Annotated in this window: 13 protein-coding genes; 4 read left to right on the forward strand and 9 right to left on the reverse strand. The window is 66.1% G+C overall.

The features are described 5' to 3' along the window. Positions 1–3 precede the first annotated feature (3 nt). The 4 genes from motB to flhD form a co-directional block, all read right to left on the reverse strand. Positions 4–1,023: a flagellar motor protein MotB gene (gene motB / locus HWX76_RS25100; RefSeq protein ID WP_050015998.1), complete on the reverse strand. Its 1,020-nt coding sequence runs from the start codon at positions 1,021–1,023 to the stop codon at positions 4–6. A gap of 13 nt (positions 1,024–1,036) precedes the next feature. Beyond that, positions 1,037–1,897, reverse strand: coding sequence for a flagellar motor stator protein MotA (gene motA, locus HWX76_RS25105; protein WP_050015994.1), 861 nt, complete (start codon positions 1,895–1,897; stop codon positions 1,037–1,039). Between the two features lie 168 nt (positions 1,898–2,065). Beyond that, positions 2,066–2,620 (reverse strand): flagellar transcriptional regulator FlhC, encoded by a 555-nt coding sequence (flhC, locus tag HWX76_RS25110; protein WP_050015993.1) that lies wholly within the window; start codon positions 2,618–2,620, stop codon positions 2,066–2,068. A gap of 92 nt (positions 2,621–2,712) precedes the next feature. Further along, the gene (gene flhD, locus HWX76_RS25115) at positions 2,713–3,033 is read right to left on the reverse strand and encodes a flagellar transcriptional regulator FlhD (RefSeq protein WP_011350590.1); all 321 of its coding nucleotides are present in this window, start codon (positions 3,031–3,033) and stop codon (positions 2,713–2,715) included. 666 nt (positions 3,034–3,699) lie between these two features. On the opposite strand from flhD, the gene HWX76_RS25120 reads away from it, so the two are divergent. Beyond that, entirely contained in the window at positions 3,700–4,764 is a 1,065-nt protein-coding gene (locus HWX76_RS25120) for a glycosyltransferase family 4 protein (protein WP_050015987.1), read from the forward strand. A gap of 102 nt (positions 4,765–4,866) precedes the next feature. Here HWX76_RS25120 and HWX76_RS25125 read toward each other — a convergent pair whose 3' ends face one another. Then, complete coding sequence (locus HWX76_RS25125; RefSeq protein ID WP_006489320.1) at positions 4,867–5,163, reverse strand: H-NS histone family protein; 297 nt, start codon at positions 5,161–5,163, stop codon at positions 4,867–4,869. Positions 5,164–5,462: 299 nt separating this feature from the next. Between HWX76_RS25125 and aqpZ the strand changes: the two genes are divergently transcribed. Beyond that, positions 5,463–6,203: an aquaporin Z gene (gene aqpZ, locus HWX76_RS25130; RefSeq protein ID WP_050015977.1), complete on the forward strand. Its 741-nt coding sequence runs from the start codon at positions 5,463–5,465 to the stop codon at positions 6,201–6,203. A gap of 131 nt (positions 6,204–6,334) precedes the next feature. On the opposite strand, the gene HWX76_RS25135 is transcribed toward aqpZ, so the two are convergent. Then, positions 6,335–7,159, reverse strand: a complete 825-nt coding sequence (locus tag HWX76_RS25135) for a Cof-type HAD-IIB family hydrolase (protein ID WP_050015975.1) — start codon at positions 7,157–7,159, stop codon at positions 6,335–6,337. 136 nt (positions 7,160–7,295) lie between these two features. Then, a complete protein-coding gene (locus HWX76_RS25140) occupies positions 7,296–8,177 on the reverse strand; it encodes a BadF/BadG/BcrA/BcrD ATPase family protein (protein ID WP_050015973.1) in 882 nt (293 codons plus the stop codon). Between the two features lie 142 nt (positions 8,178–8,319). On the opposite strand from HWX76_RS25140, the gene HWX76_RS25145 reads away from it, so the two are divergent. Beyond that, the gene (locus HWX76_RS25145) at positions 8,320–8,922 is read left to right on the forward strand and encodes a DNA-3-methyladenine glycosylase I (RefSeq protein WP_050015971.1); all 603 of its coding nucleotides are present in this window, start codon (positions 8,320–8,322) and stop codon (positions 8,920–8,922) included. A 90-nt stretch (positions 8,923–9,012) separates the two neighbouring features. On the opposite strand, the gene HWX76_RS25150 is transcribed toward HWX76_RS25145, so the two are convergent. Together HWX76_RS25150 and rpsU are read right to left on the reverse strand one after the other, a co-directional pair. Continuing rightward, positions 9,013–10,254, reverse strand: a complete 1,242-nt coding sequence (locus HWX76_RS25150; RefSeq protein WP_050015969.1) for a PepSY-associated TM helix domain-containing protein — start codon at positions 10,252–10,254, stop codon at positions 9,013–9,015. A 386-nt stretch (positions 10,255–10,640) separates the two neighbouring features. Then, positions 10,641–10,853 (reverse strand): 30S ribosomal protein S21, encoded by a 213-nt coding sequence (rpsU, locus tag HWX76_RS25155; protein ID WP_006401410.1) that lies wholly within the window; start codon positions 10,851–10,853, stop codon positions 10,641–10,643. A gap of 521 nt (positions 10,854–11,374) precedes the next feature. Here rpsU and HWX76_RS25160 point away from each other — a divergent pair. Next, positions 11,375–12,193: a flagellin domain-containing protein gene (locus HWX76_RS25160; RefSeq protein ID WP_027783219.1), complete on the forward strand. Its 819-nt coding sequence runs from the start codon at positions 11,375–11,377 to the stop codon at positions 12,191–12,193. Positions 12,194–12,203: the final 10 nt, after the last annotated feature.

Raw genomic sequence — 12,203 nt, forward strand, 5'->3', positions numbered from 1 at the left:
ACGTCAGGGTTTCGGCGCCACGGCGACGGCGCTCGCCACGACCGGGCGTGCCGCCGGCGTCGGGCCGCCGAGCTGCTGCGCGAGCAGCTTCGAGCCGGCCGCGTCGGCGGACAGCGTCGTCGTCGTCGCGTCGTCGCGCATCAGCGCTTCTTCGGATTTGCGATTCAGCACGATCACGCTGATCCGGCGGTTTTCCGGATCGAGCGGATCGGCCTTGTTCAGGTTCTGCGTCGACGCGAGGCCCAGCACGCGCAGCACTTTCGCCTCGTCCATGCCGCCGGAGATCAGCTCGCGGCGCGATGCGTTCGCGCGATCGGCCGACAGCTCCCAGTTGCTGTAGCCGCCCTCGCCGCCCGCGTACGGCACGGCGTCGGTGTGGCCCTGGACGATGATCCGGTTCGGCACGTCGTTCAGCGTCTTGCCGATCTCGCGCAGGATGTCGCGCATGTACGGCTCGACGTGGTCGCTCGACATCGCGAACATCGGCCGCTTCTGCGAATCGACGATCTCGATGCGCAGTCCCATCAGCGTCGAATCGATGCGGATCTGCTGCTTGAACTGGCGCAGCGTCGGATTGGCCTCGATCGCGGCCATCAGCTTGATCTGCAGGTCGTGCAGGCGCGTCTGCTCGAGCCGGTCCTGCGCGCCCTCCGCCTGCGACCGCGAATGCTCGTCGCCCGCCTTCGCGAGGCGCTCGGCGAGCGACGTCGTGCCGTCGGTGCGGCGCAGCGTGCCGGCATCCGTGCTCGACAGGTCGCGGCCGCCGCCGTTGATGATGCTGGAATCCTGCGAGCTGCGGTCGCCGCTGCCGAGAATCGCGGCCTTCAGCGGCATGTTGAAATATTCGGCGATCCCCTTCAGTTGCACCGGCGTGACCGAGCTCAGCAGCCACATCAGCAGGAAGAACGCCATCATCGCGGTCATGAAGTCCGCGTACGCGAGCTTCCATGCGCCGCCGTGGTGGCCCTTCTTCGCCGGGGCCACCCGCTTGACGACGATCGCGCGATCCTTGCTCTTGCTCATCGTTCGCTCCGCCTCACTTGGCCTTCACGCGGCGCACGTGCTCTTCGAGCTCGGAGAACGACGGACGCTCGGTCGAGAACAGCACCTTGCGGCCGAACTCGACCGCGATCGCCGGCGCATAGCCGTTCAGCGTCGCGAGGATCGTCACCTTGATGCACTGGAACATCTTGGTCGACTCGGCCACCCGCTGCTCCGCGAGGCTCGCGAGCGGCCCGATCAGCCCGTACGACAGCAGGATCCCGAGGAACGTGCCGACCAGCGCCTGCGCGATCATCGCGCCGAGCACCGCGGGCGGCTTGTCGGCCGACGCCATCGTGTGCACGACGCCCATCACGGCCGCGACGATCCCGAACGCCGGCATCGCGTCGCCGACGCGCATCAGCGCGTGCGCGGGGCCTTCGCCTTCCGTGTGGTGCGTCTCGATCTCCTCGTCCATCAGGCTTTCGATCTCGAACGCGTTCATGTTGCCGCCCACCATCAGGCGCAGGTAGTCGGTCAGGAATTCGACGATGTGGTGATCGGCGAGGATCTTCGGGTATTGCGTGAAGATCGGGCTCTTTTCCGGATCGTCGATGTCGGCCTCGAGCGTCAGCGTGCCCTCCTTGCGTGCCTTCGCGAGCAGCACGTAAAGAAGCGCCATCAGCTCCATATACACGTCCTTCGTGTATTTCGAGCCCTTGAAGAGCGTCGGCAGCACGCGCAGCGTGGCCTTGATGGTCTTGCCGCCGTTGCCGAGGATGAACGCGCCGACGCCGGCGCCCACGATCATCAGGATCTCGATGGGCTGGATCAGCGCGCCCAGATGCCCGCCTGCCAGCGCATAACCGCCGAAGACGGACAACAGCGTCACGAGTGTTCCCACGATAATCAGCACTGCCTGTCCCTCACGAAAGACCGGCGGGAAGACCGCCGTTAAACAGGTTTACGGCAGTCGGCAGGAAAACTTTCGCGGCCGCCCGGCGGCAGCCCGACGGTGTTTACCAGCAATGCGTGGACGATTCGCGCGGCGCGCGGACGTCGCTCGCGGCCCGCCCGGCCGAGCTCAGGCCACGGCGGCGGCCAGTTCGGCGCGCGCGGCGGCGGCCTTGCGGGTCTTGCCGGCGCGCGACGGCGGCTGGCACAGGCCGCACACGAAACCTTGATGCGGATCATGCGCATGGGCGACGAAGTGGCCGCCGCAGCGCGTGCACGGCGTCATCTGCAGCATCCCCGAATCGAAGAAGCGCACCAGCGTCCACGCCCGCGTGAGGCTCAGCGCGGCCTCGTCGCCGGACAGGTTCACGTGCTCCAGATACAGCCGGTACGCCTTCACGATCGACTGGATCGGGTCGCAGCGGCCGTGGTCCTGCATGAACCGATACATGTTGTAGAACAGCGACGAGTGGATGTTCGGCTGCCACGTCATGAACCAGTCGGTCGAGAACGGCAGCATCCCCTTCGGTGGCGATACGCCCTTCAGTTCCTTGTACAGCTTGATCAGACGGTCCCGCGACAGGCTCGTCTCCGCCTCCAGCAGCTGCAGCCGGGCGCCCAGTTCGATGAGTTCGATGGCGAGGGTGATTTCCTTCACCTCGATCACGACGCTTTTGCTTGCCATGGTGATAACCGTCCGCTTGACGTTATGCGAATGAATGGCCAATACGCTGCCGGCCGGCGCGGCACGCCGGGACACACGCAAGGCGGGATGGATCAGCGGACGCCTTCGACCTGCTGCCCGGCCATCAGGATGGCCGAGTGGGCGTGCGCGACGACATCGCTGCGGCCCTTGTCGGCGAGCGACGACAGCAGCGCGTGATCATCGAAGCGGAAGCGGCACAGCATCTGGTTCGACGCGGCCAGCTTCACGGTCTGGGCGAGCGTGAGGTTGGCGAGCACGTCGGCGAGTTCCTGGGAAATGCCCATGCGAAACATGCCCATCGCCTTGTCTTCCCGCAGCAGTCGCTGCGCGAGGAGGAGGTACGACAGGTTGACCTCTTTGATCTCACTGAGCATTTCACTGGTAGCGCTCATGATTCCCCCGTTAAAAAGCTGTGCTTTGGCCATTCATGTTATGAAAACGTTTGCTCGATCAGCGCGCACTGGGCGCTCAGTCGGCTCGTTTATAGTCTTACAGGGCGAATTTTGGCCAAACGGGATTTATGTCGGTATCAGCGAAGTGGCGTATGCCATGCAGGATTTGTCTGTAAACCGTGTAGGAATTTTTCCGACAAGGCGAATTGAAAGGAGCCATCGGGAAAACGGGTTGCAACGCGGATTCGGTTGCGAAAGGGTCCGATCGCCGTCGCGCCGGTGGCGTAAGGCTTGCCGGCAGGGCGCCGGCAATCGGATCGGTAAAAATTATAGTGGTTTTTCACGATAGCGCAACAATAGTTATGGCTGTCGCGATTCGCGATTCCGTGCCCTTTTTGTCGGGGTTTTCGCGTATTTCATCGTGTAACAAGCCTTAAGTGTTTGAAAAAACACTCGAACCCCTCAGGGCGATATCGATAATGGACTCCAATGGGCGGCGGCGCGAGCCGTGCCGGCCCGCCCCGCAGCTTGCCGTCCGGCGCTCCGCGCACCCCGCCCAGGGCCCGGCCACGTATCGCGAACCGCGTGCGTCGGCAAGTTCCGCAACCTTGTAAGGGATCCGCATCGGCGCCGTCGCGCGCTCGGATCGACACAGGAGAAACCCCCATGCGAATTGCCCAGATCGCGCCGCTTTACGAAGCCGTTCCGCCGAAACTCTACGGCGGCACCGAGCGAGTCGTGTCCTACCTCACCGAGGCGCTCGTCGAACTCGGCCACGACGTGACGCTGTTCGCCAGCGGCGACTCCGTCACGTCGGCCCGTCTCGAGGCGGCGTGGCCGCGCGCGCTGCGGCTCGACCCGTCGGTCCGCGATTCGATGGCGCCCCACATGCGGCTCCTCGAGCAGGTCGCGCGGGTCGCGCACGAATTCGACGTGCTGCACTTTCACCTCGACTACCTGCCGTTCCCGCTGATGTCGCGCCTCGACACGCCCTACGTGACGACGCTGCACGGCCGTCTCGACCTGCCGGAGCTGCAGCCGGTGTTCGACGCGTTCCCGGATTCGCCGGTCGTGTCGATCTCGAACAACCAGCGCAAGCCGCTGCCGCAGGCCGCGTGGGCCGGCACCGTGTACCACGGGCTGCCCGACACGCTGCTCACGCCGCAGCCGGACGTGAAGCCCGAATACCTCGCGTTCCTCGGCCGGATCTGTCCCGAAAAGCGTGTCGATACCGCGATCCGGATCGCCGCGCAAAGCGGGCTGCCGCTGAAGATCGCCGCGAAGGTCGACAAGGCCGACGCCGACTACTTCAAGGAAGTGATCGAGCCGCTGCTCGGCCAGGCGCATGTCGAATTCATCGGCGAGATCAACGAAGCGCAAAAGCCCGCGTTCCTGTCCGGCGCGAAGGCGCTGCTGTTCCCGATCGACTGGCCGGAGCCGTTCGGCCTGGTGATGATCGAGGCGATGGCCTGCGGCACGCCGGTCGTCGCGTTCAACCGCGGCTCGGTGCCGGAAGTGATCGAGGACGGCGTGACCGGCTTCATCGTCGAGGACGTGCAGGGCGCAGTCGGCGCGCTGCACCGGATCGACAGCCTGTCGCGCACCGCGATCCGCGCGCGTTTCGACACGCGCTTCAGCTCGAAGGCGATGGCGCAGCGCTACGTCGAGACCTACGAATCGCTTTGCGCGGCCACCAAGCAACCGGCATTGCGCCGGGTCGCGGGCGCCTGACACGGAAATCCGCGCGGAAATCGGCGGTAAATCCGCGCGGAAATCGGCGCGCAAAAACAAAGAGCCGCATCGTCGATGCGGCTCTTTCCATTTGGCTTTCCGTCACTCGATCAGGAAACGATCGCGGTTTTTGCCAACGATCCAATTCGGCGGCTTGCCGCGCCCGCTCCAGGTTGCACCCGACTTCGGATCGCGGTATTTCGGCGGCAGCGGCGCCTTCTTCGGCGGACGCCCGCGCCGCGCTCGCTCCGCGAAGCCCAGATCCTGGGCCGTCAGGCCATATTCGGCAATCATGCGCTGGACATCGGCGATCACCGCCGCCACTTCCTGGCGCCGCACGTCGTCCGCCTGGGCTTGCAGATCGGCGATCTGCGCCTTGAGTTTCGCGTATTGAGACATTTTTCGACTCCCCTTTTCGATGATGCGGCCCCGGCGAATCCAGCCGGGACACCAACATCCGTTACGTCATCCGCACTGCCGCCCTGCCCTTCGAAATTAATGCTGCCATCTTTAACCGAATCGCCTATACCGAGAATGCGGACTTATTCTAATAAAAGGCATTCGCCAGCCATTCAAATTTAACAATCGTTTACCCTCCCGGGCCCGATTCATTTCCTATAATCCAGACCAATTCCCGGTAGCGCAATAAATCCGTTGCGTCGCCCCGGGTCTTCAACCCACCTGGACGAGGTCCTTACATGAATCTTTCTCAGCGTCTCGCTGCAGAGGTATTCGGCACGTTCTGGCTGGTGCTCGGCGGGTGCGGAAGCGCCGTGCTGGCCGCCGCCTTTCCGGGCCTCGGCATCGGCTTTGCCGGCGTCGCACTCGCCTTCGGCCTGACCGTGCTGACGATGGCATTCGCAATCGGCCACATCTCGGGTTGCCACCTGAATCCGGCGGTCAGCGTCGGCCTGACGGTCGCCGGCCGCTTCCCGGCACGCGATCTCGCGCCGTACATCGTCGCGCAGGTCGTCGGCGCGACGCTCGGCGCGTTCGTCCTGTACCTGATCGCAACCGGCAAGCCGGGTTTCGACGTGGTCGGCAGCGGCTTTGCGACGAACGGCTTCGGCGATCGCTCGCCCGGCCACTACTCGCTCGCCGCGGCGTTCATCTGCGAGGTCGTGATGACGGGCTTCTTCCTGTTCGTGATCCTCGGCGCGACCGACAAGCGCGCGCCGGCCGGCTTCGCGCCGATCGCAATCGGGCTGTGCCTGACGCTGATTCACCTGATCTCGATTCCGGTCACCAACACGTCGGTGAACCCGGCGCGCTCGACCGGCCCGGCGCTGTTCGTCGGCGGCGACGCGATCGGCCAGCTCTGGCTGTTCTGGATCGCGCCGCTGATCGGCGCGGCACTCGCCGGGATCATCTATCCGCTGGTCGCCGGGCGTGACGACGCCGTCGGCCTGCTGCCCGCATCCGCTCGCACAAGCGAATAAAACACTACGGGGTCAAGCGAGCAGAGCAGCGAGCCTCACGCTGTCGAAGAACACGAGGCAGGCAATTTCGACGGGCGCCCCTGGCGCCCGTTTTTCATTTCCGCGCACGGAAACGGCGCCGGGGCGGATGCTCAGGACGCGACGACGTCGTCTTCGAGCGAGAACAGCGTGCGCAGGTGGCGGGCGACGCCCGCGTCGAAGTTGTTGCCGATCCGCGGGATGTGCGGCAGCCGCGCCACCAGGTCGGGGTTCGCGTTGTTCATCATGAACGCGTGACCGGCGGTTTCGAGCAGGTCGATGTCGTTCATGTTGTCGCCGAACGCGATGCAGTGGCCGGTATCGATGCCGAGCCGCGCGAGCACCGTGCGCAGCGCGCGCCCCTTCGACACGTTCGCGGTCATCACTTCGAGGCAGTCGGGCAGCGAGTACGTGACGTACAGCTTATCGCCGAACTGCACGCGCATCTGCTCGGCGACGACCGCCAGATCGGCCGGTTCGCCGATATACAGCACCTTCGCGATATCCGCGCCGTCGTGCGCGGCCATGTCGGTCACGTCGTACCGGAAGCCCGAATCCTGGTGGAATTCGAGCAGGTGCGGCGCGTCGCGGTCGATCAGCCAGCCGTCGTTGGTGAACAGGTTGACGATCACGCGGCCGTGCGCGCCGACAACTTCCGGCTGCACGAGGCGGCGCACGATCGCTGCGTCGACGTCCTGCGCGTGGATCCTCGTGTCGTCCGGCGCATGCACGCGCGCGCCGTTCGACGTGATCAGGTACGGCCGGATGCCGAGCACGTCGCGAATGCCGGCGACGTCCGCATAGTGGCGCCCCGTGGCGATCACGAACTGCACGCCGTCGCGGTCGAGCCGGCGAACGGTGTCGATCGTGTACGGGTCCAGCTGGTGGTCGCTGTTCAGCAGCGTACCGTCGAGATCGGTGGCGATGACTTTGTACATGGGACGGGAGAGCGGCGCGCGCGGCACGGAGGAAGCGTCATTCTAACGTCGTGCCCGGCGGCGCGCCGGGCGGTTGCCGGCCACGCGCCGCCCGGGGTGCCGCTGCGGCGCGGCATCCATCCCGCTCGCGCTCCGCTCAGCCGCCCTCCGTCGCCCGTAACGCCTGCAGCGCGAGCCGCAGCGCGCCATGCGCCGAATCGTCGAGCGGCGCGCGCAGCCGGGCGGCGTGCCGCGCCGGCACGGCCGGCGCGAGCGCGTCCGCCAGCCCGCCGCACAGCGCGACCGGCAGCGCCTGCCGAGGATCGAGCGCGTCGATCATCTTGCCGATCTCGTCGCCGGCCTGCGCGATCAGCGCGCTCGCGACCGGATGCGTGCGGTGCGCGAACACGATCGGCGCGAGACGCGCGTAGATCGTCTGGTTCGCGTCGCACGACCACTGGACGAGCGCGTCGCGATCCTGCGCGCCCGTTTCCGCGAGCAGGGCCGTGGCGAACGCGTCGCGCGGCACGCGGCCGTCGAGCGCCTGTTGCGCATAGGCGAGCGCGCGCACGCCGAGCCACGCGCCGCTCGCCTCGTCGCCGGACGGAAAGCCGAAACCGCCCGCGATCCGGCACGCGCCGCCCGCATCGAGCGCCGCCGCGATGCTGCCGGTGCCGAGCGCGACGATGAGCCCCGGCGCGCCGCCATGCGCGCCGACGACAGTCGTATACGCGTCGCTCTCGACCGCGAGCGCGCCGAGCGGCGCCTGCGCGCGGAATGCGGCGAGCCACGCCGCGTTGTTGACGCCCGCGAGCCCGCAGCCAAGCGCGCACTGCGACCAGTCGAACGCGAGACCGGCGTGCGTGAACGCGTCCGCGCACGCCGCGCCGATCGACGCCCATGCGCGCTCGATGCCGAGACCGAGCCCCGACGGGCCGCCGCGCCCCTGCGCGAGCTCGCGCCCGTGCCGGTCGGCCAGCACCGCGCGCGTGCCCGTGCCGCCGCCGTCGATGCCGATCGCAAAAAGTAATGCCGCCATGCCTTCATCCCGCTGATTCGAACAGGCGCCAAGCTTAACCGGATCGGCGCCGCGCGCCCATCTGCCGTTCGGCCGGCTATCCCGCCAAAAGGGCTTCCGCTATGCTGGCGCGATCGAATCGATACTGAAAACGAGGCAGACGATGTCGCAGCGGTGCAACTGGGTGAAGACGGAAGCGGACGCTCACTACCACGATACCGAGTGGGGCGTGCCGTCGCACGACGATCGCCACCTGTTCGAAATGCTGATCCTGGAAGGCGCGCAGGCCGGGCTGTCGTGGTCGACGATCCTGAACAAGCGCGCGGGCTATCGCGAAGCGTTCGCCGATTTCGACGTCGATGCCGTCGCGCGCTTCACGCCCAAGCGCATCGAGAAATTGCTGGAGAACCCGGGCATCGTGCGCAACCGCGCGAAGGTCGAATCGGCGGTGACCAACGCGCGCGCGGTGCAGCGCATTCGCGAAGAGCATGGGTCGCTCGCCGCGTTCCTGTGGTCGTTCGTCGGCGACACGCCGATCCAGAATGCGTGGCAGTCGTACCGCGACGCGCCCGCATCGACCGGGCAGTCCGACGCGCTCAGCAAGGCGTTGAAGGCGTACGGCTGCAAGTTCGTCGGCTCGACGATCTGCTATGCGCTGATGCAGGCAACCGGCATGGTCAACGATCACGAAGCCGGCTGCCCGTGCCACGCGCAGTGCGCGGCGCTCGGCGGCAAGCAGCCGGCACGTCGGCGCAAGGCGAGCTGACGGCGCAGGCGCAAACGTGGCGCCGACGCTGCCCCGCGGCGGGTGCGCCGTCCGCGTGCTGCTTGCTGGTTGCCGCTTGCCGCCTAACCCTTACCGCGCGGCGCGCGACGACGACGTCGCCGGCACGACCGGCCGCGCGCTCCGCGCGGCCCGCGCGCGTGCGCTGCGCTTCTTCACCCAGATGCAGACGCCCGTCACGCTCAGCATCGCGATCACGATGCCGAGCACGCTCACGACCGCCCGTCCGGCGACCCCGGCGATCCGCCCCGAGTGCAGCGGAAACTGCGCCTGCATGAACAGGTCGCCGGCCGAACCGCGGCCCGGCACCTGCGCCGCGACGGGCTTGCCGGTCACCGCATTCCAGTACAGCCACGCATTGCCGAGCCCGACGTCGCCATGGTCGTTGCCCGGCGTGAAGAACCCGACCGCATAGGCATTCATCGCCGGCGCGAACAGCAGCGCGCCCGGCGGCGCGGCGAAACCCGCGTCGCGGCCGGCCGAGCGTGCGATCTCGACGATCCGTTCGCGCGGCAGCGCCTGGCTGCCCGGCCGGGCCGGCGGGAAATGTTCGGGATTCGTATACGGCGTTTCGGCGAGCGGCGAAACCAGCGACACCAGCGGGCGTACGACCGGAACGGCGAGGTTCATCGAGATCGACGTGACCGCGACGACGAGCAGCAGCCCCCACACCCACACGCCGCCCGAGCGGTGCAGGTCGAACACGAGCGGGTAGCCGCCGCGCCGCACGCGGAACGCGAACGACTTGCGCCAGCTTTTCAGGTTCGGAAACGCGAGCACGAGCGCGATCAGGCTGTCGATCGCCCACACGATGCCGACGACGCCCATCACCCAGAACCCGAAATTGATCCCGCCGTACACGGGCAGGAACAGCGAGTAGTGCAGCCGGTAGATGAACGGCATCAGGTCGAGCCGTGCGAGCGACAGTGCGCCCCATTCGCGGCGGCCCTGCACCGCGCCGGTCGCAGGATCGACGGCGATCTGGCTGAAACCGAGTGGGTACGGCCGGCCGGTCGCCGGATCGGTACGCGGCATCACGCCCGCCTGCAGCGTGTGTCCCGGTTCGACCGCGAGCGGCAGATAGGTCACCTGCACGCGCGGATCGGCGGCCTCGATGCGCGCCGCGAGTTCGAGCGGCGCAAGCGGCGCCGCGCCGCTGCGCGCGGTATAGAAATCCGGGTTCAGCGCCGCGTCGAGCTCATGGTCCCACGCAATCAGCGCGCCGGTGAGCCCCGCGACGAACAGGAACAGCGCGATGGCGAGCCCGAACCAGCGGTGCAGGCGCACGAGAAACGGTCGCAGGAACGCATTCATCGCGTGCGCAGCGAAAGTAAAGCGGGCCGGCACGCGCGGCGGCCCCGATTCGACGGGATGCAGTCCATTGGATGTCGGGCGCCGCGCGGCGATCGTCCGGCCCGATCAGGCGAGGCCGGATGCCGTTGTACGCGGCATGGAATTGTTGCGCGGTCGGCGGGTGTTGATACGATCCGCGACATTCTATACCAATGAGAATGATTCTTACTTGCGTTTTTACGCAAGCACGGGCACGTGTGCGGGAGCGCGACAGCCGGCTGCCGGACAGTCGGCGGAAACCGACCCACGGCAACGATCCCGAGGTTTCCCGGCCCGCAAAAGCAAAACGGCGGAGCGGCCTCTTTCGAGGCACACTCCGCCGTTTCGCGGCGAACCGTCAGATGCTCTTAGTGGAGCTTCTTCGGCAGCATCTGGCTGCGCAGGCGCTTGTGCAGGCGCTTGACGGCTGCTGCCTTCTTGCGCTTGCGGACTGCGGTCGGCTTTTCGTAAGACTGGCGCTCACGCAGTTCAGCGATCAGGCCATTTTTTTCGATAGCGCGACGAAAGCGGCGAATCGCCACTTCGAACGGCTCGTTTTCTTTCAGAAGAATCGTCGTCATGTCGTTCCTAAATTGCTTAAACGGTCAAAAACGTAGCGGCCAAGCGCCACGCACCGGCCATCCGAGCGTCCCCACAACAGGCGAAACGAGCGGAAATACGGCCTCGGAGGCCGGAAAAGAGAGGCGGAAAGCACCGCGAGTACGCTTCACAACCGCGTGCAGCGCCGCGTTTGACTGCCAGCAGACATGCCGAAACCGGCAAAGGCGTGACAGAAAATCTCAATTCAGCCCGCCATGATAGCAGGGAATCACAGACAAAACCACCCTTTTGTCGGTCGCGGGCAAACGTTCCGCCCAACCGCGCGATTCTCGCGCCACGGCCGCCACGCCGCCCGCCATGCCCCGTGCGCCTTCCCGGCGAAACCGATCCTTCGGTCCCGAATTTCCTCAAACATCCCGCTAAAGTTTTCGCCGGGTGCCGCCGTCAACCAGGAAAGGCGGGCAGCGCCAGACGCAAAAAAGCGCCACGCCGAAATCAGAACCTGTCTGTATCTCAGGCATTTTCCAAAACGAGGAAGCAAATGCTGAACATCAACACCAACATCCTTTCGCTGACGACGCAGACGAATCTGTCGGGCTCGCAAAGCGCACTGTCGCAAGCAATCAACCGCCTGTCGTCGGGCAAGCGCATCAACACCGCTGCTGACGATGCAGCAGGCCTGGCGATCTCGACGTCGCAAACGGCGGCAATCAATGCGCTGACGCAAGGTGTTGCAAACGCGAACAACGGCATCTCGATGATCCAGACCGCCAACGGCGCGCTGCAATCGACGGTCGACAACCTGCAGCGTATCCGTACGCTGGCGCAACAAGCGGGCGACGGCTCGCTGGATTCGAGCGCCCGCGCGAACCTGCAAGCTGAAGTGACGACGCGTCTCAGCGAAATCGACCGTGTCGCATCGCAAACGACGTTCAACAGCCAGACCATCCTGGGCGGCGCCGGCAGCGTCACGTTCCAGATCGGCGCAGCAGCGAACCAGGTCGTTACCGTCGACTTCGGCACGGCGAACTGGAACAGCACGGGCATGAGCGTGAACAGCCTGAGCGTCGCCACCCAGTCGGGCGCGCAATCGGCGATCACGGCGATCGACGCGGCACTGAAGCAAGTCAACACGTTCCAGGCAACGCTGGGCGCAGCACAGAACACGTTCCAGGCTGCGATCTCGACGACGCAAACCCAGGCAACCAACATGACCGCCGCTCGCTCGCAGATCACCGACGCGGACTTCGCGACGGAAACGGCGAACCTGAGCAAGGCGCAAGTGCTGCAGCAAGCTGGTATCTCGGTTCTGGCGCAAGCGAACTCGCTGCCGCAGCAAGTCCTGAAGCTCCTCGGCTAATCGAGCAGCA

This window comes from Burkholderia sp. BCC0398 (assembly GCF_902833245.1).
GTDB classification, from domain to species: domain Bacteria; phylum Pseudomonadota; class Gammaproteobacteria; order Burkholderiales; family Burkholderiaceae; genus Burkholderia; species Burkholderia sola.

What these genes read in the sequence shown, in the direction of transcription:
- motB (WP_050015998.1), bottom strand. Translation starts at nt 1,023, where the DNA reads ATGAGCAAGAGCAAGGATCGCGCGATCGTCGTCAAGCGGGTGGCCCCG.
- flhC (WP_050015993.1), bottom strand. Translation starts at nt 2,620, where the DNA reads ATGGCAAGCAAAAGCGTCGTGATCGAGGTGAAGGAAATCACCCTCGCC.
- flhD (WP_011350590.1), bottom strand. Translation starts at nt 3,033, where the DNA reads ATGAGCGCTACCAGTGAAATGCTCAGTGAGATCAAAGAGGTCAACCTG.
- HWX76_RS25120 (WP_050015987.1), top strand. Translation starts at nt 3,700, where the DNA reads ATGCGAATTGCCCAGATCGCGCCGCTTTACGAAGCCGTTCCGCCGAAA.
- HWX76_RS25125 (WP_006489320.1), bottom strand. Translation starts at nt 5,163, where the DNA reads ATGTCTCAATACGCGAAACTCAAGGCGCAGATCGCCGATCTGCAAGCC.
- aqpZ (WP_050015977.1), top strand. Translation starts at nt 5,463, where the DNA reads ATGAATCTTTCTCAGCGTCTCGCTGCAGAGGTATTCGGCACGTTCTGG.
- HWX76_RS25135 (WP_050015975.1), bottom strand. Translation starts at nt 7,159, where the DNA reads ATGTACAAAGTCATCGCCACCGATCTCGACGGTACGCTGCTGAACAGC.
- HWX76_RS25140 (WP_050015973.1), bottom strand. Translation starts at nt 8,177, where the DNA reads ATGGCGGCATTACTTTTTGCGATCGGCATCGACGGCGGCGGCACGGGC.
- HWX76_RS25145 (WP_050015971.1), top strand. Translation starts at nt 8,320, where the DNA reads ATGTCGCAGCGGTGCAACTGGGTGAAGACGGAAGCGGACGCTCACTAC.
- HWX76_RS25150 (WP_050015969.1), bottom strand. Translation starts at nt 10,254, where the DNA reads ATGAATGCGTTCCTGCGACCGTTTCTCGTGCGCCTGCACCGCTGGTTC.
- rpsU (WP_006401410.1), bottom strand. Translation starts at nt 10,853, where the DNA reads ATGACGACGATTCTTCTGAAAGAAAACGAGCCGTTCGAAGTGGCGATT.
- HWX76_RS25160 (WP_027783219.1), top strand. Translation starts at nt 11,375, where the DNA reads ATGCTGAACATCAACACCAACATCCTTTCGCTGACGACGCAGACGAAT.